This window comes from Lacinutrix cladophorae (assembly GCF_053604645.1).
Genome location: NZ_JBSHNR010000087.1, coordinates 1 through 24,517, shown reverse-complemented (window position 1 = coordinate 24,517; position 24,517 = coordinate 1). Strand labels below are relative to the sequence as shown.

The window sequence follows — 24,517 nt, the reverse complement described above, 5'->3', positions numbered from 1 at the left end:
AAATACAAAGTAAGGTTTTTTTTTATTGTGGTTACTTGTTACAATTAACAAAAAATATAATCTACCACATGAAAGTAATTATTTATATTTGAACTTAAAGATTATTTTTATGACTATACAGGATGTTATACATCATTTAGAAGAGTTTTCTCCTTTAGCTTACGCTGAAGATTTTGATAATGTAGGTCTACTCGTTGGCAACAAAAACGAAAAACTAACCGGAATTTTAGTAACACTAGATACTTTAGAGGAAGTTGTAGACGAGGCAATACAAAACAACTGTAATTTAATAGTAAGCTTTCATCCAATAATTTTTAAAGGTCTAAAAAAAATTACAGGCAAATCCTATGTAGAACGTGTAGTTATTAAAGCAATAAAAAATGACATCGCTATTTTCTCTATGCATACAGCCTTAGACAATGCCCGGAAAGGCGTTAATGACATGATTTGCAATCAATTGCAACTAAACAACAGAAGTGTTTTAATCCCGCAAAAAAAAACCATAAACAAACTAACCACCTTTGTGCCTAAAGAACAAGCCGAAAATGTGCGTCAAGCTTTATTTAAAGCTGGTGCAGGAAATATTGGCAACTACAGTAATTGCAGCTTTAACACAGAAGGTATTGGCACTTACAAAGGGAATGAAGATGCAAACCCTACAATTGGCAAAAAAGGAGAAATACATCAAGAAGCAGAAATTCAAATTTCTGTAACTTTTGCAAAACACATACAAGCACAAGTTTTAAATGCTCTTTTTAAAACACATCCATATGAAGAAGTAGCTTATGAAATTGTAATACTTGAAAATAATAACCAACATATTGGAATGGGAATGCTTGGCGAACTAGAAAATGCGATGTCTGAAGCCGATTTTTTAAAGTATTTAAAAACAAAAATGCAAGCTTCCTGTATTAGACATTCTAATTTAATTGATAAACCCATAAAAAAAGTAGCTGTTTTAGGTGGCTCTGGAAGTTTCGCCATTTCAGCCGCAAAAGACTCAGGTGCAGATGTTTTAGTGACTTCCGATTTAAAATATCATGACTTTTTTGCTGCCGAAAACCGTATTGTTTTAGCCGATATTGGACATTATGAAAGCGAACAGTACACAAAAAACGGTTTAGTAGCACATCTTACAAAAAAAATTACTAATTTTGCAGTCGTTTTATCAAAGACAAACACCAATCCTGTTCAATATTTTTAAAGTATGGCAAAAAAGAAAGAAGTAACTGTAGAAGATCGTTTAAGAGCGTTGTATGATTTACAACTTATAGATTCTCGTATTGACGAAATTAGAAATGTACGTGGAGAACTTCCGTTAGAAGTTCGCGATTTAGAAGATGAGGTTACTGGTTTAAAGACAAGGTTAGAAAAGCTTGAATTAAGCTTAGAATCTATCAATAATGACATTGGCTCTAAAAAGAATTTAATTGAAGAAGCAAAATCTTTAATTAAAAAATATGCTGAGCAACAAAAAAATGTTAGAAATAACAGAGAATTTAACTCCTTAACAAAAGAAGTTGAATTTCAAGAATTAGAGATACAATTAGCTGATAAACACATTAAAGAGTTTAAAGCACAAATTGATCAAAAGAAAGTTGTTATTTCTGAAACGAAAGACCGTTTAAAAGCTCGTCAAACACATTTAAAACACAAACAAGGTGAATTAAATGCCATTTTAGCGGAAACAGAAAAAGAAGAAAAAGCACTTATTAAAAAATCGGATGACTATAAAGAATCTATTGAAGATCGTTTAGTTGCTGCGTACTCTAGAATTAGAGTAAATGTTAAAAACGGTTTGGCTGTTGTACCAATTGAAAGAGGTGCTGCTGGAGGTTCTTACTTTACCATTCCACCTCAAGTACAAGTAGAAATTGCTAGTCGCAAAAAAATTATTACCGATGAACACTCTGGTCGTATCTTAGTCGATGCTGCTTTAGCAGAAGAACAAAAAGAAAAAATGGAAAAAATGTTTGCAAAACTATAATCCATTTTCAAATTATATTTTAAAGCCTTTACTTTTGTAAAGGCTTTTTTTATTCTTTTTTTTAAGGAATAGAACTTGCTTACGACTTAATAGTAAAATTTACGCTTTATGAAATTATACAAACATTTTTTATTATCCTTCATACTAATTACTTTATTTAGTTGCAAAAACATAGCGCAAGTTAAAGAACAACAGCAAGCCATAATAAACGCAGAACCGATTGAAGTTGCTTTGCAAAACGGAAACGCAAAAGCATACTTTGCAAGTGGTTGCTTTTGGTGTGTTGAAGCAGTTTATGAAAGCGTGAAGGGTGTTAAAGAATCCATATCAGGTTATGCTGGCGGACATACTAAAAACCCAACCTACGAAGCGAGTAACACTGGCAGGACAGGACATGCCGAAGCAGTAGAAATTATTTACAATCCAGAAACTGTTAGTTTTGACACGCTAGTAGATGTATATTTTGCTTCACAAAATCCTACACAAATAAATGGTCAAGGACCAGATAAAGGCTCACAATATCGCTCTATTATTTTTTATCAAAACGAAGCTCAAAAACAAGTTATATTAAATAAAAAAGAAGCTCTAGCAAAAAAATTAGGAAAGCTTATTGCTGCAGAAGTTTATCCCTTTCAAAAATTTTGGATTGCTGAAGATTATCATCAAAATTTTGAGAGATTACACCCAGATCATGGTTATATACAAAATGTTTCTATACCAAGATTGAGAAAGTTTCAAGCAAAAATGCCAGAAGTATTAAAAGAAAAACATTAATTATAGGAGACCTGTTAAAATTAAAAAGAAGACAGGTCTTTTATTTTTTTTGTCGCTTTTAAGGTAAATATCAATGGGTATAATTTATCTTTTGTAACAAACATGCCAGATTTTGTTACTTCTAAATTTGGCAACACATTATAAGGCGCTTCATCGTATTCTTTTAAGTATTCAATATGCAATCCAGCTTCGGTTAAAGCATTTATTACTTCACTTAAACCGTGATTCCAACCATACTCTTTAGTAATCATTTTAGAATCTTGATCAGCATAAGTACCTTCATATTCTTCATAAATTACTTCGTCTTGCATATACCCATACTTCATAATAGGTTGCTCTTCTAAGTAATCAAACATCCAAACAATTGGATGAAATTCTGCCATAAAAAAAGTTCCTCCTGGTTTTAATTTTTCGGCAATCATTTTCCCCCAAGGCTTTAAATCTGGTAACCAACCAATCACGCCATAACTTGTAAAAACAATATCAAAAGTTTCTTTTACGTGTGCTGAAGTCTCTAAAACATTACAACAAACAAATGCAGCATCTAACTTTAACTCCGCATTTAAACTTTGTGCCAAAGCAATTCCTGCATCACTTAAATCTACACCAACACATTTTGCTCCTAACCTACTCCAACTTAAAGTATCTTGCCCAAAATGACATTGTAAATGTAAAAGTGACTTACCAGAAACATCACCAAGCGCTTCTAACTCATAAGGCATTAATGAGTTTTTTCCGTTTTTAAAAGCCTCTAAAGCATACATATCACTTTTCGCATGTACTTGCACCTTATCATTCCATGTCGCCTTATTTGCTGTAAAATAATCCTGATTCGTATCCATAATTCTATTTTTTGAATAGTCTAATATATAACTTCTATATAAATCTTATATATCTTTGATCAAAATTAGAAAATATGAAAAACACAATTCTATGGTTATTAACACTAACCATCTTCACTTCATGTAACAAGGAAGAAAAAAAAACTATAGAAAAAGAATTCTCTATAGCTGAAAAAATTGCTAATGCACACGGATTTGAAAATTGGAATAAAGTTTCAAAAATAGCTTTCACTTTTAATGTAGATAAAGATAGTTCCCACTTTGAAAGATCTTGGACTTGGAAACCTAAAACCAATGCTATTACTTTAATTAGTAATCAAGATACAATTAATTACAACAGAAAAACGCTAGATAGCATATCACTTAAAGCAGACCAAAGTTTTATTAATGATAAATTTTGGCTACTTATTCCTTTTCAATTAGTTTGGGATAGCGGTACAACTTTTTCAGAAGCTACAAAAGAAAAAGCACCAATTAGCGAAACACTTTTAAATAAAATTACACTTACATATTCTAACGAAGGTGGCTATACACCTGGAGATGCTTACGATATATTTTATGATGATGCTTTTATTATTCAAGAATGGATTTTCAGAAAAGGAAACAGTAAAGCTCCTTCTCTAATTACTTCTTTTCAAAATACTAAAGATTTTAACGGCTTAAAAATAGCTACAGAGCATTTAAAAAAAGAAGGCAAATGGAATCTTAATTTCACTAATATTGAAATAGAATGAAATTAATTTTAACCTAAAACATCTAAAACAAACTTTTCGCACGTATATAATATACCCTCCGCAATATTTATTGCGTCTATATAAATTGAAAAACGCCTTGTAACAAATTGTGCAAGGCGTTTTTTTTGTTCTTTATTTCTAACTTCTTTTCTAAATTAATAATTCTTATTTTTGTTGGAAACCGAAAAACTACTCACATTGTCCAACTACAAACAAGGTCTAGATTACGCAAGACAACAAGACCAAAACGATACAATTTCGAAATACAGAGAGCAATTTCATATTCCAAAAGACAAAGATGGAAACGATTGGTTATACTTTACAGGAAACTCTCTAGGATTGCAACCAAAAGCCACAAAAGACTATATTAATCAAGAGTTAAAAGATTGGGCGAATTTTGGAGTAGAAGGACATTTTGAAGCCAAAAATCCCTGGATGCCATATCATGAGTTTTTAACCGAATCTATGGCAAAAATTGTTGGTGCAAAACCAATTGAAGTTGTTATAATGAACACCTTAACAACCAACTTACACTTGTTAATGGTGAGCTTTTATCAACCAACAAAAACCAAGTACAAGATTGTAATCGAAAGTGATGCCTTTCCTAGTGACAGGTATGCCGTGCAAACACAATTAGAGTTTCATGGTTTTGATGCGAAAGAAGGTGTAATAGAATGGAAACCAAGAGATGGTGAAGAGCTTCTAAACATTGAAGATCTTGAAACCATTCTTGAAGAACATGGAAACGAAATTGCATTATTACTCATTGGAGGTGTAAATTATTACACAGGGCAATATTTAGATTTAAAAAAAATAGCCGATTTAGGCCATGCGAAAAACTGCATGGTTGGTATCGATTTAGCGCATGGTGTAGGAAACATTAAACCAGATTTGCATAATTCTGGAGTAGACTTTGCTGCTTGGTGTACTTACAAATATTTAAATGCTGGACCAGGAAGTTTAGGCGGCCTTTTTGTACACGAAAAGCATGCACACAATAAAGATTTAAAACGTTTTGCAGGTTGGTGGAGCCACAATAAATCCACTCGATTTAATATGCGTCAACCACTAGATGTAATTCCTGGAGCAGAAGGTTGGCAACTTAGTAACCCACCAATATTATCTATGGCTGCCATTAAAGCTTCTTTAGATATGTTTAATGAAGTTGGTATGGATGCGCTTCGAGAAAAATCGGAAAAACTAACAGGGTATTTCGAGTTTTTAATTAACGAATTAAAAAACGACAAAATAAAAATAATCACACCATCGAACCCTAAAGAACGTGGTTGTCAATTATCTATTCAAGTAAAAAAAGCAGATAAAAGCTTACATAAAAAATTAACCGAAGCACACATTATTACAGATTGGAGAGAACCAGATGTTATACGTTGTGCTCCAGTACCATTATATAATACCTTTAAAGATGTGTATAGAATGGTGGAAAAGTTAAAAGATATTTTAAATGAGTAAAAAAGACAACATACTAATCATAGGAGCAGGACTTTGTGGCTCACTTCTAGCCTTACGTTTGGCACAACGCGGTTACACTGTAAACGTTTACGAAAGCAGACCAGATTTACGCACCACAGATATTTCTGCTGGTCGTTCTATAAATTTAGCATTATCCGATAGAGGTATAAAAGCCATGCGTCTTGCTGGAGTGGAAGACAAAGTAAAACCGCTTTGCATTCCAATGTATGGAAGATTGGTTCATGATACTGAAGGAAACACCTTTCCATCTAATTATTCTGGAAGAGATAACGAATATATCAACTCTATTTCTAGAGGAGATTTAAACGGTTTGCTTTTAACCGAAGCCGATTTATACGATAACCTAACCATACATTTCAATAAAAAATGTACTGGAGTAGACATTGAAAATAATACTGCTACTTTTTACGATTACCAAACTAAAGAAGAATTCACCGCTAAAGGAGATGTCGTTTTTGGCACAGATGGAGCCGGTTCCTCACTTAGAAAAAGTTATTATTTAGAGCGTAAATTTCTTTTCAGCTATTCACAAAACTATTTAACACATGGTTATAAAGAGTTAGAAATTCCCGCTTCCGCGGAAGGAAAGCATCTTATTAGTAAAGATTATTTACACATTTGGCCAAGAGGAGACTACATGCTAATTGCGCTTCCAAATTTAGACGGTAGCTTTACAGTAACCCTCTTTTTAAGTTATGAAGAAGGTAAATTCAACTTCAACAATCTAACTACTGAAAAAGCAATAAAAGAATTCTTTGCAACACAATTTCCTGATGCTTTAGCATTAATACCAAATATTGCAGATGAGTTTTTTAACAATCCAACAGGAGCCTTAGGAACCGTAAAATGTTCCCCTTGGCATTACAAAAACAAGAATGTAATTCTTGGAGATGCCGCACATGCTATTGTACCTTTTTACGGACAAGGAATGAATGCATCTTTTGAAGATATAACCGTATTTGATGCTATTATAGACAAACATGAAGGAGATTGGGAAACCATTTTTAAAGTCTACGAAAAAACTAGAAAAGCAGATACGGATGCCATTGCAGATTTAGCTATCGATAATTATTACGAAATGCGAGATCACGTTGCAAATCCAATATTCAAAGAAAAACGCGCTATTGAAATGGCTTTAGAAAAGGAGTTTCCTAACAATTATTTTTCAAAATATTCTATGGTGACTTTTAACGAAGACATTCCATATCATGAAGCAATGACCAAAGGAAGAGCACAAGACAAAGCAATATTAAATCTAATAGCAGATAAAAAAATCAAAACAAACGAAGATTTAAATAGTATCTTTAAAAAAGTACAAGAAGAAACAGAAGCTATTTTGGAAGACGATAAAATTGCTGGATTAAAATAGTGAGCAGTGAGCAGTGAGCAGTGAGCAGTGAGCAGTGAGCAGTGAGCAGTGAGCAAAAATGAAAACAACTTGGAACAAACAAGATTATATTAAAAGTGAAAGCCCCAAATCAATTCGTAAGAATTGAAACACCAAGACTAAGAATAGATGAAGAAAAGCTCCAAAACAGGAGTGCAGACTTTTTAGGCTGGACGACGCAGAGTTTTCAAATCGGTTTCTGTTTGCAAAACTGAAAATTCCTTGGCTTGATCGTGATTTTTTGGTTCGTTTTGTATCAAGGCAAAATGAACATAAGTAAAAAAAGAAAAAATGAGTAATAAAAAAAATGAGATTCCTGCTTCCGTAGGAACAAAGGTAACACCAAGAGGAGCGTATCCTCATGTAAAACAAGTAGGCGATTTCATTTTCGTTTCCGGAACCAGTTCTCGTAGAGCAGACAATAGTATTGCTGGGGTTGACATTATAGACGAGATGGGAACAAAAAAATTAAATGCCTATTCACAAACACAAGAAGTTTTAAAAAACATAGATACTAACTTAAAAAAAGTTGGAGCATGTTTAAAAGACGTAGTAGATGTCACTTCGTTTTTAGTAAACATGAATGACTTTGCAGATTACAACAAAGCCTACGCAGAGTTTTTTAACAAAGAAACAGGACCAACAAGAACTACAGTTGCTGTACACCAATTACCCCATCCAGATTTGGTAGTAGAAATTAAAGTTATGGCTTATAAAACGAAATAGATTTTAAAATAACTATACATGAAACTTTCATTTAAAAATATTTTTATTTTGACTTTACTTCTAACTGTTATAGGGAGTTGTAAAAAGAAAGTTACTTCACATAATAAAATTTCAACAACCACATTAACAGCTAATAAATTGACAATTGAAAATAAAATAGATTCATTATTAAACATTATGACTATTGAAGAAAAAGTAGGTCAAATGAATCAATATAATGGGTTTTGGGATGCTACTGGTCCTGCACCAAAAAATGGAACTCCAGAAAACAAATACGACCATTTAAAACAAGGATTAATTGGAGCAATGCTGAATGTAAAAGGTGCCGAGCAAATTAAAGCCCTTCAAAAAATAGCTGTAGAAGATACTCGTTTAGGAATCCCTTTGTTATTTGGTTTTGATGTAATTCATGGTTACAAAACACTCAGTCCAATTCCACTTGCAGAAGCATCCAGTTGGGATTTAGTAGCTATTCAAAAAGCCGCAAGAGTCGCTGCAACAGAAGCTTCCTCTGCTGGTATAAACTGGACTTTTGCTCCAATGGTAGATATAACAAGAGACTCCAGATGGGGACGAGTTATGGAAGGCGCTGGAGAAGACCCTTTTTTAGCTAGTAAAATTGCAACTGCAAGAGTTAAAGGCTTTCAAGGTGAGGATTTAAAAGCACCAAACACTATTGCTGCTTGTGCTAAACATTTTGCAGCCTATGGATTTATTGAAGCTGGTAAAGAATATAACACAGTAGATATTGGTACATCAACACTACACAACATCATTTTACCTCCTTTTAAAGCTGCCGTAGATGCCGACGTAAAAACATTTATGAATGGATTTAATGAACTTAATGGCGTTCCTGTAACTGCCAACTCTTATTTACAAAGAGATGTTTTAAAAAACAAATGGGATTTTCAAGGATTTGTAGTTTCCGATTGGGCTTCTATTAAAGAACTTATTAATTGGGGACACGCTAAAGACGACAAACAAGCTGCTAAAATAGCTGCAAATGCGGGCTCTGATATGGATATGGAGGGATATGTTTATGTCAATGAACTAGCAAAACTAGTAAAAAACGGAGAGGTTAAAGAGACTATAGTAAACCAAGCTGTTAAACGTATTTTAAGAGTGAAATTTGAACTTGGACTATTTGACGACCCATACAGATATTGCGACATTAAAAATGAAAAAAACACATTGTATCATCCAAAACATCAAGAAGCTGTTTTAGATATTGCAAAAAAATCAATTGTTCTTTTAAAAAATGAAAACAAGCTACTTCCTCTAAAAAAAGAAGGACAAAAAATTGCACTTATTGGAGCCTTAGCTTCCGATAAAAATAGCCCGTTAGGAAGTTGGCGTACTTCTTCAGATGACCATACTGCGGTATCTGTTTTAGAAGGTCTACAAAAATACACAGGAAACTCACTTACTTACCAAAAAGGAGTAGATGTAAGCATAGGAGAAACAAACTTTGTTAACGAAGTAACAATTAATTATTCAGATAAATCAGAATTCCCAAGTGCTTTAAACCTAGCTAAAAAATCGGATGTTGTTATAATGGTTTTAGGGGAACATGGTTTTCAAAGTGGTGAAGGAAGAAGTCGAACAGAATTGGGCTTACCTGGATTACAACAAGATTTATTAGAAGAAGTTTTTAAAGTAAATAAAAACATTGTTTTGGTACTAAATAACGGAAGACCTTTAGCTATAGAATGGGCTGCAAAAAACATCCCTTCTATTGTAGAAGCATGGCAATTAGGGTCACAATCTGGAAATGCAATAGCGCAGGTATTGTATGGAGATTATAACCCTAGCGGAAAACTAACGATGAGTTTTCCACGAAATGTTGGTCAAGTTCCTATTTATTACAATTACAAAAACACTGGCAGACCCTTAAATGGAGAAGGGAATGTCTTTTGGTCACATTATAGTGATTCTAAAAACACCCCATTATTTCCTTTTGGATATGGATTAAGTTATACCAATTTTAAATATAGTAACTTCAAGATAAATGGCACTACATTTAAAATGAATGACACCATAAAAATATCTGTAGAAATAACAAATACTGGGGAATACGATGGAAAAGAAGTTGTTCAACTATACATAAGAGATTTAGTTGGAAGCATTACAAGACCAGTAAAAGAATTAAAAGGTTTTGAATTAATTGAAATTAAAAAAGGAGAAACAAAAACAGTACATTTTCTTTTAAATAAAGAATTATTAGGGTTTTATAATAATCATGGAGAATTTATCACAGAGCCGGGTAATTTCAAAGTTTTTATTGGGGGAAGCGCTATAGATACAATGGAAAAAGAAATAGAGCTAATTAATTAATAACGGTGTATTAGAATTTTTAAATCCTTAAAAAACAATGACCATTAAAAACTACATAAACGGAAATTTCCACAATCCAATTCAAGATAACTGGCTAGATAATTATAACCCATCTAATGGAGAGGTTTATGGTCAAATACCTAACTCATCCAATGAAGATGTAGAAAACGCTTATATCGCTGCAAAATCTGCTTTTCCTAGCTGGTCACAAATAAGTATAGAAGAGCGCAGTAGAATATTAATTAAAATTTCGGAACTACTAGAAGCCAATTTAGATCGTTTTGCAGCAGCAGAAAGCAAAGACAATGGAAAACCAATAAGTCTAGCAAAAGCAGTCGATATACCAAGAGCAGCAAGTAATTTTCGTTTTTTTGGCAATGCGATAACCCAATTTGCTAGTGAAAGCCACGAAAGCGTAGGTCTACAAGCTGTAAACTATACATTACGTCAACCAATTGGTGTGGTTGGTTGTATTTCTCCTTGGAATCTTCCCCTCTATCTTTTTACATGGAAAATAGCTCCAGCAATTGCCGCAGGAAACTGCGTGGTTGCCAAACCAAGTGAAGTAACACCAATGACGGCCTATTTATTAGGTGAAATTTGTAATGAAGCTGGACTACCAAAAGGTGTTTTAAATATTGTTCATGGCTTAGGTACAACCACAGGACAAGCAATAATTGAACATGAAGATATAAAAGCCATTAGCTTTACAGGTGGAACAGCAACAGGTGCACATATAGCAAAAGTGGCTGCACCAATGTTTAAAAAACTATCGTTAGAATTAGGCGGAAAAAACCCCAATATTATTTTTGCAGATTGCGATTATGAAGATATGCTAGACACTACAGTTCGTTCATCCTTTGCTAATCAAGGGCAAATTTGTTTATGTGGAAGTCGTATTTTTGTAGAAGCTTCTATTTATGAGAAATTTAAAGTCGACTTTGTCGAAAGAATTAAAGCTTTAAAAGTTGGTCATCCCGCGGAAGCATCCACAAATATTGGTGCATTGGTCTCTAAATCTCATTTAAAAAAAGTAAAAGAATTCATTGAAATAGCAAAAACCGAAAACGGAACAATTCTTTGTGGCGGAAATGAAGTAACCATTAAAGATTTTGAAAACGGTTACTATTTAGAACCAACAATCATAGAAGTACCAACAGATGAATGCAGAGTGAATCAGGAAGAAATATTTGGACCTGTAGTTACTATTATGCCTTTTCTTACAGAAGATGAAGTCCTTCAAATGGCAAATAAAGTAAAGTATGGTTTGTCTGCTACTTTATGGACCAATAATTTAAAACGAACCATGCGAATGAGTAACCAATTACAAACTGGAATAGTATGGATAAACACTTGGATGTTACGCGATTTACGCACACCCTTTGGAGGTATGAAAGCCTCTGGAGTTGGACGCGAAGGCGGATTTGAAGCTTTACGTTTTTTTACGGAAGCAAAGAATGTTTGTATAAAATACTAATTCCCATAAAAGTGGGAATCTTATAAATTGAAACAAGATTAACTTTAAAAAGATTCCTGCATTCACAGGAATGATAAATATGAATTTACAACTTAACAACAAATACGCATTAGTTTGCGGAAGCACAGCAGGAATAGGAAAAGCTACAGCAATTGCTTTAGCAGAAGAAGGTGTGCAAGTAACGCTTATTGCTAGAAATGAAGACAAGTTAAAAGCAACATTAGCCCAATTACCACAGCATAGAAATCACGATTATATTGTTGCCGATTTTTCGAACCCGAAGGAATTAAAAGAAAAAGTAGGAGTCTACATAAATCAAAATCATGGTTTTCACGTATTAGTAAATAATACTGGAGGTCCAAAAGGAGGACCTGTTTTTTCTGCTGAAATTGAAGAATTTGAAAGTGCATTTACACAGCATTTAAAATGTAACCATGTATTAGCGCAAGCAGTTGTTCCGTTTATGAAAAGTGAAGGGTTTGGAAGAATTATAAATGTAATTTCCACTTCAGTTAAACAACCTCTTGATGGTTTAGGTGTTAGCAACACTATTCGTGGTGCGGTTGCTAATTGGAGTAAAACCTTAGCTAACGAGCTTGGTCAATTTGGTATTACAGTAAATAACGTATTACCTGGAGCTACAGGAACCGATCGATTGGCAGAGATTATTAAAAACAAATCGGTTAAAACAGGAAACACGGAAGAAGAATCTGCTAATGCTATGAAAAGTGCCGTACCTGCAAAACGTTTTGCAAAACCAGAAGAATTAGCAGCTGCAATTACTTTTTTAGCTAGTGAATGCGCTAGTTATATTAACGGAATTAACCTTCCTGTAGATGGAGGAAGAACGAAGTCTTTATAATTCTTTATTTCATTTTTTATTGCTAATTTTATTGCATTGATGAATCTGCGTTAAGGATTGAGGCATTGTTGAAGCTCCTCGCAGAGAGCGACTGCCGTAAAGCCTGACTTTTGTGATCCTGCAAGGTTTTAAAAACCTGGCAGCTATGCGCAAAAGTAACGCCCAAAACAAAAAACCATGAGTAAATTATTTCCACCTATAAATTTTAAAGCTTGGATTGAAGAAAACAGACACCTTTTAAAACCACCTGTTGGTAATAAAGTGGTGTGGAAAGATGGCGATTTTATCGTAATGGTTGTTGGTGGACCAAATAACAGAAAGGATTATCACTATAATGAAACTCCGGAGTTTTTTCATCAAATTGAAGGCGATATTATTTTAAAAGTTATCGATAAAGGCACACCTAAAGATATACATATTAAAGAAGGTGAAATATTTTTACTACCTCCAAAAGTCCCGCATTCGCCACAACGTGGTGCAAATACGGTTGGTTTAGTAATTGAATACCCAAGAGATAAAGGTGTACAAGATGCCTTACTTTGGTTTTGCGAAAACTGTACTACCAAATTATACGAAGAGGATTTTACCGTGAAAAATATTGAAACAGATATGCCAAAAATATTTGATAAATATTATGGAGATACAAATAAACGCACTTGCCCTAATTGTGGGGAAATCATGCAACCGCCAGCAAAAGTAAAATTAGACAAATAAAAACCAACCTTTTAAAGATTCCTGACCTCTCAGGACCTAATTATGAAACGTAAACTTAGAATTAACGGTCACTCCCATTTACTTCCATACCCTGAAGAAATCCCTCAGTTTATGCAAGACAAAGAAATTTTTTGGGTAGATAAAGATCGAAAATTCATGCTTCAAAAAGATTGGAACAGACCTATTACAGACTCCAGTTTCTTTTTAGATGAGAAACTTGCTTGGATGGAACGTTTTAAAATTGATCATGCCGTAGTTTTAAACTTATCGCAATTGTACGGTAATGGTTTGCGAGTAGAAGAAATGAAGCAAGCCTTAAAATTTCAAAACGATTTTAATGCCAAAGTACAACGCGAAAACCCTAGTAAATTTACATGTGGCTTTGTCGTACATCCCGGATTTGTTCGTGGTGCTTGCTGGGAAATTGAACGTTGTGTAGAAGAACTAGGATTACAATTACTCTGTTTACCAACGCATTACATGGACACTATTGGCACATGGCGTTGCATTTTTGACGAAGAAAACGAGCCTATTTTTGAGTTGGCTAATAAATATAATTTAGCTGTAGAAATTCATCCTTATGATGGTGAAAAATTTATAAAATTAGAAAACACTTCTTGGCGCTTTCATTTAATTTGGATGCTTGCACAGTGTGCTGATGCTTACCACTTTTTAACCTTGAATGGCTACCAAGACAAGTATCCTAATATGCGAACTTGTTTTGCGCATGGTGGACAATTAGCACAAATAAACTTAGGTAGACGAATTCAAGGTTTTGATGGTAGACCCGACTTATTTGAAGGTAAAAGTCATCCAAGAAAAGCGGTTGGACATAAAAATATCTTTTTCGACACTTTAGTTCATGACACTGGTGGTTTGGATTTATTATTAAAGAACCAAGGTTCTAAACAGGTTTTAATGGGGCTAGATGATCCTTACCCACTAGGGGAAATGGAAAGTGAAAAGCAAAGCTCTTATCCTGGAAAAATTTTAGACTTAGCTATAGACAGAAAGATTATTACAGAAACAGAGCGTGATGCTATTTGGGAAGACAACGTAATCCAATGGTTATGTGGAAATGACCAAACTGCTAAAGACAAGCTAATAAAACGAATATTAGGATAACAACAAGGTCTCCTCGAGCGCAGTCGAGAGATTTATTATTATAAAAAAGGTCTCGACTGCGCTCGACCAGAAAAACTAATGTACTTTTTACCTGAAAAACTAGATGACTACGTTGTGGCACATAGCCAAGATGAGCCTAAATTATTGCAACAACTTACTAGAGAAACCTATCAAAAAATACTACAACCTATTATGCTTTCTGGCCCTTACCAAGGTCGTGTACTAAGTATGATTTCTAAGTTAATTAGGCCAAAATCTATTTTAGAACTTGGGACTTTTACTGGTTATGCAACACTTTGTTTAGCCGAAGGGTTACATCAAGAAGGTGAAATTGACACTATTGATATTAATGAAGAGTTAGAAGATTTTCAGCGTAAATATTTTAATAAATCTGGTTACGGAAAACAAATACATCAACATTTAGGAAGTGCTATCGATATTCTTCCTACCTTAAACAAAACCTACGACTTGGTTTTTATTGATGCAGACAAGCCTAACTACGTTAATTACTTTCATTTAATTATTAACAAGCTAAATCCTGGCGGCATTATACTTTCTGATAATGTGCTTTGGCATGGAAAGGTTATTGAACCTTTAAATGACAAAGACATTTCTACTAAAGCAGTTTTAGAATTTAATACGCTTTTAAAAAATGACGAGAGAATTGAAACGGTATTACTACCTATTCGCGATGGATTAACCATTAGTAGAAAACGATAATATTGAAATTAAATCATTTTAAAACCAGGAATAAAAAATAAAAACCATTAAGAATCCATGAACAAAACTATAATACTATTATTGTTTTTAATAATCGGATTTGTATCCTGTAAAAACTCGAAAAAGCAAATTGACAATATTGAAATTGCAAAACAATATTTTAAAGTGCTTGATGATTCACACTACTCTAATATATCTAATTGGTTTCCAGATAGTTTAACCACCATTGAAGGGGAACATAAAAAAGCATATTCAAAAAGCGATTATATAGAGTTTTTAAAATGGGATTCTGTTTTTGAACCTAGTTATAAAATACTTGCAATTGAGCAAAAAAACGGTCTTGTAAAAGCAAAGATTTCAAAGATGGATAAAAGAATCTCTTTTCTTCATGAAGAACCATTTATTACAAATGAAATTATTGAAATAAACAACACTAAAATAATTCGTGTAGAAACAGAATATGTAAATTTTAACGAAGCAACTTGGGGAAGGAATAAAAACCGCCTTTTAACTTGGATTGATAAAAATCATCCAGAACTAAACGGTTTTATATATGACCAAACAGAATCTGGAGGAATAAAATTTTTACAAGCAATAGAACTGTATAAAACTAAAGCAATTTATTAAACGACATACAAACACAATAAAATTACTGCAAAACACTCTCGGCAATTTTTTGGTGGTTTGGATCTTCAAATACAATAAAATGCAGTTAATGACAAAATTTTACACGACATAAATCGTTCAATTTTAGTAATTTAAACAGCATTATTGAGATCCATGACTAATAGATAACATAAAAAAAGTCCTCTAAAACAAGAGGACTTTTTTATAATTTAAAATAGTTAAATTTATTGTACTGCTTGCAAAGCATCTATATTGCCATACCCGAAACTACTGTTCTTATTAGGATAAAACTCTGCAGATTGTTTTAACTTGTTTAACACTTGTGTTTTAGACCATGTTGGGTGTTTTGCCCAAACCAAAGCTGCTATACCTGCTGTAGTTGCTGTTGCAACAGATGATCCACCAGTGTAACGTCTATCTCCATTGTAAAACCCTAAAACTGGAGGAGCTTTACTTGTATTATTATTACCTTCCATGATAATAGTAAAATCAATTTTACTACCACTATGACAAACTTCACATCTGTCATAATTTGGACCGTCATCTACACCAGTTACGGCAACAGTTTCACTCATAGTAGCTGGAAAAATAACACCATATCCATTTGTAAAACTAGTAGATGTACCTCCAGCTGCAAAAATTAATTTTCCTTTACTATTTGCATATTTAACTGCATCTTTAATATTACCTATTGACCACAAATAACCAATAGACATAGATATTATTTTCACATCATTTCTATTTCCTAGTTGTGTTAGTGCGGCAGATACACCTTTACGTTCATGATAATCGTTTAACAATACATCTTCTGTAGCTCTGTAAGCGACTAAATTTGCATTGTAAGCTACACCAACTGGCATTCCGTTATCATTACGAGGTGCTGCCATGGTAGAAGCCATTGCAGTACCGTGTCCACATTTATCATGTGGCCCATCATAATTACTTGACCACCACCAATTAGAGTCTATAAACGTACCATATTTTTGTACAAAACGCCCGTTAGAATACCCATCGTTAATACCAGAGGAATTTAATAGTGGTTGTGAAGCGGAAACACCAGTATCAATCAAACCAATGGTAATTCCAGATCCTGTACTGTAATTCCATGCTTGTTGAATATTATGTTGATCGAAGTGCCAAGAAACTTGTGCATTATTAGGGCTTATTGTAGAATAATGTGCCGCATTAATTGAAGCTCCATCTTTATCGCACCCAGAACTGGAACGTGAAGTATTTATGGTTTCGTATTGGTTATATCCATTTGGTTCTAAATATCGAACTCCTTCACTTGCTAGTAAATCCTTTATGGTTTCCAAATTTTCTACCTTTACATCGATTACATTAATAATATCATGTTCGACAAGAGTTTCTTTGCTTTTAGAATATCCTTCGTTAGCTTCTACAATTTGAATTATATTAGCTAAAGTAGATTTTAAACGATCTGTTTTTATCTCTGCAAAACTTTCCCCTTCTTGTCCGTAGCCAATGGTTAAAACATTATTTCCTCTAACTACTGCACTCCAGAGTGTATGCGCATCTACGTCTTTCCAATCGAAAGTACCTGTTGCTGTTAAACTTTCGTCTATTAGAGCGTTTATTTCTGAAACTGTTAAGAGTTCCTGTTGTTCCTCTACAACTGTATTTTCTTGTTGTTCTTTAAGATAATCTTCGTTTTGACAAGCATTAAAAAAAGTAAAAGCTACCAATAGGATGGATAGCTTAAGTAATGGTTTTTTCATTTTTATATATTTTATGGTTAGCACCTAAATATATAAATTTTTCTTAAAAAAGTATCGCTAAAAATAACAAATTAACAAACAAAACACTTTATTAATACTGAATTAACATTGCAGCTCTATTGTAGTAAAATTTTTGTGGTTATAATTGTATTGCGTTAGCGGTAGAAATGACATCCTTTTTTTGCTGCCATATATGGCAAAAAAAGATATAATGGATAACGCGACCCTTGTGGTAACGCCCTAATAAAGTATTTACATTTTTCTTTTAACAGAACCTGTAAAATCTTCTAGTTCGTCTTTTACTTTTTTTAGTTCTTCGTCTACATCTTTAGTGATACTGGAATCTATACCATGACTTTCTGCACTTTTTGTTATTTCGTGCTTAATGTCGTTAGTTGCATCTTTAAGAGTACGCATACCTTTACCTAAGCCACGAGCTATTTCTGGTATTTTGTCTGCTCCAAATACCATAATCACCACAAATAGAATTAGTACTATTTCTGGGCTACTTATAAATAAAGATGTTGTTTTTAGTATCACAGTACAAATATAGTGAGTTGTTTATTAGAAATAAAAAAAGCCGACTGTTAAAAGTCGGCTTTTTTAAAAATATTTTAAAACTAGTTTTTTACCTTGTTTTTAAATTTGTCGAATTTACTTTGACTAATTTCTTTTGGCCAAGCATTATTAGAAGTATCTACATCTGCAGTTTCTAAATTTGGATCTACTTTTATAGATACAATTTCTTTTTCTGAAGCGATAGCTTTGCTAACTTCTTTATCATTTAATCTCCAAATTTGCGCTGGATATGTAATTGTTTTTGTAGTACCATCGGCATATGTATACTCTGCAATTATAGGCATTACCAATCCTCCTGGTTTTTCGAAGGTTACTTTATAAAAGAATTTTGGTTCTTTAATATTTGCTCTTTCTGCAGGAGTAAAATTATCCATTACATACTCATTTAACGTTGGAGAATTTTCTAGAGCAGATTTTCCTTTTAAGTTTTCATTAAAATCTTCACTTCCTTCTTCTACAAAGAATACTAAAGGAGGTAAATCACTTAACTTCATTCCTCTTTGCTCTGCGATTTTCTTAATTTCGGCATTTGGTTCGTTAGATACGTAGTATTTTTTCACATCTTTAACTCCTATATCTACGTAATCTGTTGTGTAGAACCATCCTCTCCAGTACCAATCTAAATCGAATGCTGATGCATCTTCCATAGTTCTAAAGAAATCTTCTGGTGTTGGGTGTTTAAACATCCAACGTCTTGAATATTCTCTAAATGCGTAATCAAATAATTCTGGCCCCATTACTGTTTCTCTTAGAATATTAAGAGCGGTTCCTGGCTTACCATAAGCATTATTACCAAATTGATATGTATTTAATCCTTTAGTCATGATTGGAGCAATAAAATCTTGATCTCCTCCCATATAGTTTACAATTTTAGCGGCTGGACCACGACGTGAAGGGTATGCTGTTTGCCCTTCTGAAAGTGCTGCTGGATACCATTTACCAAAATCTTGTTCTGCTACGTATTGTACGAAAGTATTTAAACCTTCGTCCATCCATGTCCATTGTCTTTCATCACTATTTACAATCATTGGAAAGAAGTTATGACCAACTTCATGAATAATTACAGACATCATACCAAATTTTGTTCTATCGCTATAGTTTCCTTCTGCATCTGGGCGACCATAGTTCCAGCAAATCATAGGGTATTCCATACCTTGTTGTTTAGCATGAACAGATATTGCTTTATGGTACGGATAATCGAAAGTCATACGAGAATACGACTTTAAGGTACTTGCAACTGCTTTAGTAGACCAATCTTCCCAAAGTGGGTTTCCTTCTTTTGGATATAGAGAAACAGCCATTACATCTTTGTTCCCAATTTTAACAGCCATCATATCCCAAATGTACTTTCTTGAAGTTGCAAAACCAAAGTCACGCACGTTTTCTGCGTATAGTTTCCATGTTTTTGTTTTGGTAGATTTTATTTTTTCGGCAGCTTCTGCTTCCGCTTGAGTTACAATTAAAACAGGCTCGTCGTAAGACTTTTTTGCTTGCTCATAACGTTTCATCATTTCTTTAGAAAAAACTTCTTTTCTATTGGTTAACTTTCCTGTACCATCTAGAATATGATCTGCAGGAACGGTAATATTTACTTCAAAGTTCCCGAAAGGAAGTGCAAATTCGTCTCTTCCCCAAAATTGTGAATTTTGCCATCCTTCGACATCGCTATATACTGCCATTCTTGGGTAAAATTGTGCAATTACATAGTTTCTATTATCGCTGTCTGGAAAATATTCGTATCCAGATCTTCCTCTTCCATTTACGTGGTCATTAATATTATACCACCATTTTATAGAGAAGGAAAATTTTTGCCCTGTTGCTAATGGTGTTGGTAATTCTACACGCATCATGGTGCGATTAATCATGTGTTGTAAAGCACGACCATTTGCATCTTTTACTTCTTGAATATTAAAACCACCATCAAAAGGATCTGTTAAATATTTATTTGCAAAACCACCTAGTGTTTCTGCTGGTTGTGAAGCATCATCACTAATTAAAGGAGTTTTAGAGTCTTTAGCTCTCATGTTTTGATCTAACTGTACCCAAAGATATTTTAATACGTCTGGAGAATTGTTGGTGTATGTTATGGTTTCATAACCCGATAATTTAGCATTAACATCGTCTAATACTAGATCCATTTTGTAATCTGCCTGCTGCTGGTAATACGCAGATCCAGGAGCTCCAGACGCGGTTCTATACATATTTGGTGTAGAGAACTCATCGTAGAGTTGCTTAAATTTGTTATTGTTTGTGTGACCTTGCTCTCTTTCTGTTGCTTCTTCATCTTGGGCGAATGCACCAACCGAAAGGAATAAAGCGGAAAGGAATACGTACTTTAATTTATTCATTGGATAAAATTTTGTTAGAAAATCATGACCAAATTACTGAAATTTTAAAAATATTAACCTTTTTTTAATTAAAGTTTAACACCCCTTTAGCATTTCCGTTTCTTAATAGAATACTTTTATTTTTACCATTAATATTGGTGCGAATGATATTTTCTTGTTCCTCAAACAAATCCATCAATACGGTATTGGTAATTTGAAAACTTTGTATCTCTTTAATACCTTCGATTTCTAGATAAAAAATTAAAATTTCATCTTCGTATTCTTTTCCTAAAAAATTAAAAGCTGTAGGCTTCTGATTGATATGTATCTGAATTTTTTCATTTAGATATCTTTCGATATACATATTTATTGTAGATAATTCGTCTTCTACATCTAGTGTAATATTTTCATCATAACGTTCGCGAAGTAGCCTTTCAAAATCGTCAATAAAAACTCTAGATATTATTTGTATTGCTTCTTTTTCTTTTACGTATTCAATTTTTGTAACACTAACATAGTATTTATGTATTGCTGAAAATGCTAGCATTGGTATAACAATAAGGAGTAATGCGATTTTTAGATTCTTCATATATATTTTCCTTAAAAACAGAACTTTTTTATTAAATGTAAAAGTAATTATATTTTCGTGAGTTTGGTTTCAAAAAGCATTCCAAAGCAACTATTTATTCTTTAATATGCATTATTGTTTTATATTTCTTTAATTTTTCTTTTAAAAAAACTAATATTTCTAAATCGCTTTTGGTATTGCAAAACTCGGTAAAATTTTGAGCATCACTAACAAAATAAAAATAATCCATAACCTTATCTTGTGGCAATGGGTTTTCTTCAAATAAATCCTTAGAGAAAGTAGTTTTTACTTTGTACATAAGCACTTCCTTTTTTTCTAACTTCACTATGGTTTTTAACTTTTTTGTTCTACCAGAAATGGTGTTAAGTAGTTTATTAACATTAAGAGAAAGTCCAGTATACATAACACCATGATCTGCATCATATAGTATTCTTTCATTTTGGGTTTTTAAAGGCCCTTGATAACTAGGTATACCAAGACTTAAGGAAGTTATTGGTTTACCTTCAACGGAAGCCATATCCTTTAATAAATCTCCTGACAGGTATTTACCTACTATCACTTCATCTAATTCATTGATATGTTCCTCTAAGGATATTGCTATTTTTTTAGACAAAACATGATCCATAGTTATAAGAATGGTTTCTAATTTATTTTGAATTGAAGAAACAATTAAAGTATCGTTTAGTTTTGCAGGAATTACAAACTCTCCTTTTTTGTTAGTAATAGTAAATTTACGAGAGGTTTTATTTATGATATGTATATTTTCTATGTCATCGACACTTGTAACCTTGCCTTGTAAATCTATAGTTTGCGACCATGACATTTGAAAACAAACCGAGCAAACCATTAATGTAATTATAAACTTAATGTTGTCCATTTTTACTTTTTAAAAACAATTTACTTTGTTTAAGCAAAAACTCTAACAATACTACTTCATTCTCTTTTTTAAGCAATGTATGATCTAATGGACTTGCTTCAACAAAAGCATAAAAAGCTTCGGTTTCACTTATAGGTATATAAAAGTTTTCAAGAATAAATCCTGGAGAATATATATCGGATAAATCCAAAACTTGTTTTGTTTCTTCATCTCTTTCTTTAAGCTCCAGATAATTAAGTTTCTTTTTCTTTTTAAACTTAACTCCAAATAGTTTCAACATTTCTACAGGATTAAAGCCATTATAAAGTTCTCCCTTTTTAATTATAACATTATCTACTTTATCCATTCTAATATCATCAAATTCCAAATTATCCATAGTTCCGACATCTATAGGAATTGGTTTAAAATATTCTGCATTATCCACATCTACCAATAATTCGCCAGTTAAATCATGTGTAAGTATTACAACTTCATCTAAAGTATTTACTTCTTCATTTACTAATATGGTAAGAGCTCTACTTTTAATTATTTCTTCGTTAATAATTACGGTTACTTTTTTTAATGTAAGCGCAGAAATTTCTAAGACATCCTTTATTTTCACTTCTATAGTAAATGCTCCGTTTATGTTTGTAATTGTCCCTTTTTTAGAGTTACTATTATAAATGGTAATATTTTCTATATCAGAAGCTTCCGAAACTATTTTACCCTGAATTTCAATGTTTTGTGACCAAGATATTTGGACACAAATTAAACTTATCATTAGCGATAAAAAATATGTAGTTTTCAAGTTGTTAGTTTTTAATAGCTTAAAGAACGTATTTCAAATCTTAAAGAAAATGAAAAGACTATATAAACTTTTGTTAAAAACAATTCTTTATTTTTACTAAAGTTTAATTAACCTGTTATCCTTTTTACAGAAAACAAATATGAAAAACATAATTATAGCTAGTACTTCTACCATACATGGAAGCGATTATTTAGAATATCTATTACCTGAATTGTCCCTTTTTTTTAAAAACGCATCTACTATCTTATTTATTCCTTATGCAAGACCTGGTGGAATTTCGCATGAAGACTACACAAAAAAAACAAAGATAGCTTTCTTAAAAATAAACAAACAGGTTACTGGTATTCATACATTTAAAAACCCTACGGAAGCTATTAAAAAAGCAGAAGCAATTTTTGTTGGTGGTGGAAATACATTTGTTTTAGTTAATCAACTATACAAAAACAAACTACTTACAGTAATTAAAGAAGAAGTAGAAAACGGAAAACCATACTTAGGAACAAGTGCAGGAAGTAATATTTGTGGTCTAACGATGCATACTACCAACGATATGCCTATAGTAAAACCTCCAAGTTTTAAAACTTTAGGCTTGGTACCTTTTAATATAAATCCGCATTACTTAGATCCAGACCCAAATTCTACACATAAAGGAGAAACACGCCAAACTAGAATTAAAGAATTTCATGCATATAATTCTCAACCAGTTATTGGTTTAAGAGAAGGAAGTTGGTTAATAGTTCATAATAGCACTATAACACTTAAAGGGAAGCTCCAAGCAAGAATTTTTGAGCACAACCAAACTCCTTATGAGGTAAAGGTACTTACAGAACTTAGTAAGTTAAAATAAAAAAAGCCTCATCTATTAAGATAAGGCTTTTGAGCGAGAGACCAGGTTCGAACTGGCGACATTCAGCTTGGAAGGCTGACGCTCTACCAACTGAGCTACTCTCGCATTCGGATGGCAAAAATAATTATTATTATTATAAATCAAAGCTTTTTCTTTAAAAATATTAAGCATTTCAACTGTTTTTTTGAACGTTTCATCGATAAACACTTATTGCAATATGTAAAACACTGTAAACAAGTGCCTATCAAATACTTTTGTATCTCGATTTAAAAGTAAAAAAATGAAAAACGCCCTAATAGTATTTGTATTCCTAATTTCTTCAAGTTTATTTTCTCAGGTAAAAATTGGAAATAACCCTAGTACAATAGATGGTTCTTCTATTTTAGAATTAGAAAGCTCGGAAAAGGTTTTAGTAGTTACCAGGATATCAAATTCTGAAATGAATGCTTTAACTCCTCTTAATGGAGCTATTATCTATAATACGGATGAGGATTGTTTGTTTCAATTTAACAGCAATGCATGGTCTAGTTTATGTGTTGATGTCATGGCAAATGAAACGGTTACGACTTTAATAGATAATAATGATGGTACTTTTAGTTATACAAACGAAACAGGCACTGTCACAACTATTATTAAATCTGCTCTTATAGATAATGGTGATGGAACATTTACTTTTGATAGTGGAAATGGATCTCCTATAACTATAGATGTTTCAGCTTTAGAAACCGTAACAACACTTTTAGATAATACTGATGGCACTTTTACTTACACATCTGAAGATGGTACTACTACAACTATAAATACAAATAGTGCTGAAACTATAACAACTATTGCACTTAATGCAGATGAAGCAAGTATCGACTATACCGATGAAGATGGTGTTATTACCAACCTAAACTTTGCAGCTATTGTTGCAAACTTAGAAGCACTAACTACTATCGTTGATAATAACGACGGAACATTTACCTACAC

Annotated in this window: 22 protein-coding genes, 1 tRNA gene and 1 pseudogene; 16 read left to right on the top strand and 8 right to left on the bottom strand. The window is 32.8% G+C overall.

Annotated features, from left to right (window positions below):
- The first annotated feature begins 109 nt into the window (after positions 1–109).
- The 3 genes from ACVC3Y_RS04795 to msrA all read left to right on the top strand — a co-directional run bounded on the left by ACVC3Y_RS04795 (position 110) and on the right by msrA (position 2,761).
- Positions 110–1,204: a Nif3-like dinuclear metal center hexameric protein gene (locus ACVC3Y_RS04795; protein WP_452226265.1), complete on the top strand. Its 1,095-nt coding sequence runs from the start codon at positions 110–112 to the stop codon at positions 1,202–1,204.
- 3 nt (positions 1,205–1,207) lie between these two features.
- Entirely contained in the window at positions 1,208–1,987 is a 780-nt protein-coding gene (locus ACVC3Y_RS04790) for a zinc ribbon domain-containing protein (RefSeq protein ID WP_303425349.1), read from the top strand.
- A 108-nt stretch (positions 1,988–2,095) separates the two neighbouring features.
- On the top strand, positions 2,096–2,761 hold the full coding sequence (msrA, locus tag ACVC3Y_RS04785; protein ID WP_452226264.1) for a peptide-methionine (S)-S-oxide reductase MsrA: 666 nt from the start codon (positions 2,096–2,098) through the stop codon (positions 2,759–2,761).
- 20 nt (positions 2,762–2,781) lie between these two features.
- On the opposite strand, the gene ACVC3Y_RS04780 is transcribed toward msrA, so the two are convergent.
- Positions 2,782–3,603, bottom strand: coding sequence for a class I SAM-dependent methyltransferase (locus tag ACVC3Y_RS04780; RefSeq protein ID WP_452226263.1), 822 nt, complete (start codon positions 3,601–3,603; stop codon positions 2,782–2,784).
- Positions 3,604–3,677: 74 nt separating this feature from the next.
- Between ACVC3Y_RS04780 and ACVC3Y_RS04775 the strand changes: the two genes are divergently transcribed.
- The 11 genes from ACVC3Y_RS04775 (at position 3,678) to ACVC3Y_RS04725 (ending at position 15,800) form a co-directional block, all read left to right on the top strand.
- Positions 3,678–4,337, top strand: coding sequence for a hypothetical protein (locus ACVC3Y_RS04775; protein WP_303425342.1), 660 nt, complete (start codon positions 3,678–3,680; stop codon positions 4,335–4,337).
- 198 nt (positions 4,338–4,535) lie between these two features.
- Complete coding sequence (gene kynU, locus ACVC3Y_RS04770; protein ID WP_452226262.1) at positions 4,536–5,807, top strand: kynureninase; 1,272 nt, start codon at positions 4,536–4,538, stop codon at positions 5,805–5,807.
- Complete coding sequence (locus ACVC3Y_RS04765; RefSeq protein WP_452226261.1) at positions 5,800–7,197, top strand: FAD-dependent oxidoreductase; 1,398 nt, start codon at positions 5,800–5,802, stop codon at positions 7,195–7,197. The genes kynU and ACVC3Y_RS04765 overlap by 8 nt, the downstream gene beginning before the upstream one ends.
- A 309-nt stretch (positions 7,198–7,506) precedes the next feature.
- A complete protein-coding gene (locus ACVC3Y_RS04760) occupies positions 7,507–7,941 on the top strand; it encodes a RidA family protein (protein WP_452226260.1) in 435 nt (144 codons plus the stop codon).
- 18 nt (positions 7,942–7,959) lie between these two features.
- Complete coding sequence (bglX, locus tag ACVC3Y_RS04755) at positions 7,960–10,275, top strand: beta-glucosidase BglX (protein ID WP_452226259.1); 2,316 nt, start codon at positions 7,960–7,962, stop codon at positions 10,273–10,275.
- Between the two features lie 37 nt (positions 10,276–10,312).
- Positions 10,313–11,752 carry an aldehyde dehydrogenase gene (locus tag ACVC3Y_RS04750; protein WP_452226258.1) on the top strand — a complete coding sequence of 480 codons (1,440 nt, stop codon included), beginning with the start codon at positions 10,313–10,315 and terminating at the stop codon, positions 11,750–11,752.
- Between the two features lie 79 nt (positions 11,753–11,831).
- Positions 11,832–12,614, top strand: a complete 783-nt coding sequence (locus ACVC3Y_RS04745; RefSeq protein WP_452226257.1) for an SDR family oxidoreductase — start codon at positions 11,832–11,834, stop codon at positions 12,612–12,614.
- Between the two features lie 177 nt (positions 12,615–12,791).
- The gene (locus tag ACVC3Y_RS04740) at positions 12,792–13,328 is read left to right on the top strand and encodes a 3-hydroxyanthranilate 3,4-dioxygenase (RefSeq protein ID WP_303425321.1); all 537 of its coding nucleotides are present in this window, start codon (positions 12,792–12,794) and stop codon (positions 13,326–13,328) included.
- Positions 13,329–13,370: 42 nt separating this feature from the next.
- On the top strand, positions 13,371–14,453 hold the full coding sequence (locus tag ACVC3Y_RS04735; RefSeq protein WP_303425318.1) for an amidohydrolase family protein: 1,083 nt from the start codon (positions 13,371–13,373) through the stop codon (positions 14,451–14,453).
- Positions 14,454–14,531: 78 nt separating this feature from the next.
- Complete coding sequence (locus ACVC3Y_RS04730; RefSeq protein WP_303425315.1) at positions 14,532–15,173, top strand: O-methyltransferase; 642 nt, start codon at positions 14,532–14,534, stop codon at positions 15,171–15,173.
- Between the two features lie 57 nt (positions 15,174–15,230).
- The gene (locus ACVC3Y_RS04725) at positions 15,231–15,800 is read left to right on the top strand and encodes a hypothetical protein (RefSeq protein ID WP_452226256.1); all 570 of its coding nucleotides are present in this window, start codon (positions 15,231–15,233) and stop codon (positions 15,798–15,800) included.
- A gap of 224 nt (positions 15,801–16,024) precedes the next feature.
- On the opposite strand, the gene ACVC3Y_RS04720 is transcribed toward ACVC3Y_RS04725, so the two are convergent.
- The 6 genes from ACVC3Y_RS04720 to ACVC3Y_RS04695 all read right to left on the bottom strand — a co-directional run bounded on the left by ACVC3Y_RS04720 (position 16,025) and on the right by ACVC3Y_RS04695 (position 22,698).
- Positions 16,025–17,539 (bottom strand): S8 family peptidase, encoded by a 1,515-nt coding sequence (locus tag ACVC3Y_RS04720; RefSeq protein WP_452226255.1) that lies wholly within the window; start codon positions 17,537–17,539, stop codon positions 16,025–16,027.
- A 252-nt stretch (positions 17,540–17,791) separates the two neighbouring features.
- Positions 17,792–18,079, bottom strand: a complete 288-nt coding sequence (locus ACVC3Y_RS04715) for a Sec-independent protein translocase subunit TatA/TatB (protein ID WP_303425308.1) — start codon at positions 18,077–18,079, stop codon at positions 17,792–17,794.
- Between the two features lie 80 nt (positions 18,080–18,159).
- Positions 18,160–20,466 (bottom strand): M1 family metallopeptidase, encoded by a 2,307-nt coding sequence (locus tag ACVC3Y_RS04710; protein WP_303425306.1) that lies wholly within the window; start codon positions 20,464–20,466, stop codon positions 18,160–18,162.
- A 64-nt stretch (positions 20,467–20,530) separates the two neighbouring features.
- Positions 20,531–21,034: a DUF6702 family protein gene (locus ACVC3Y_RS04705; RefSeq protein WP_303425305.1), complete on the bottom strand. Its 504-nt coding sequence runs from the start codon at positions 21,032–21,034 to the stop codon at positions 20,531–20,533.
- A gap of 94 nt (positions 21,035–21,128) precedes the next feature.
- Positions 21,129–21,857, bottom strand: coding sequence for a carboxypeptidase-like regulatory domain-containing protein (locus ACVC3Y_RS04700; RefSeq protein ID WP_452226254.1), 729 nt, complete (start codon positions 21,855–21,857; stop codon positions 21,129–21,131).
- Positions 21,858–21,897: 40 nt separating this feature from the next.
- Positions 21,898–22,698 carry a carboxypeptidase-like regulatory domain-containing protein gene (locus ACVC3Y_RS04695; protein WP_452226253.1) on the bottom strand — a complete coding sequence of 267 codons (801 nt, stop codon included), beginning with the start codon at positions 22,696–22,698 and terminating at the stop codon, positions 21,898–21,900.
- Between the two features lie 139 nt (positions 22,699–22,837).
- Here ACVC3Y_RS04695 and pepE point away from each other — a divergent pair, with 139 nt between their 5' ends.
- The gene (gene pepE / locus ACVC3Y_RS04690) at positions 22,838–23,545 is read left to right on the top strand and encodes a dipeptidase PepE (protein ID WP_452226252.1); all 708 of its coding nucleotides are present in this window, start codon (positions 22,838–22,840) and stop codon (positions 23,543–23,545) included.
- Between the two features lie 32 nt (positions 23,546–23,577).
- On the opposite strand, the gene ACVC3Y_RS04685 is transcribed toward pepE, so the two are convergent.
- Positions 23,578–23,650: transfer RNA gene (locus ACVC3Y_RS04685), tRNA-Gly, on the bottom strand.
- Positions 23,651–23,825: 175 nt separating this feature from the next.
- Here ACVC3Y_RS04685 and ACVC3Y_RS04680 point away from each other — a divergent pair.
- A pseudogene (locus tag ACVC3Y_RS04680) lies at positions 23,826–24,517 on the top strand (hypothetical protein); the annotation flags it as partial.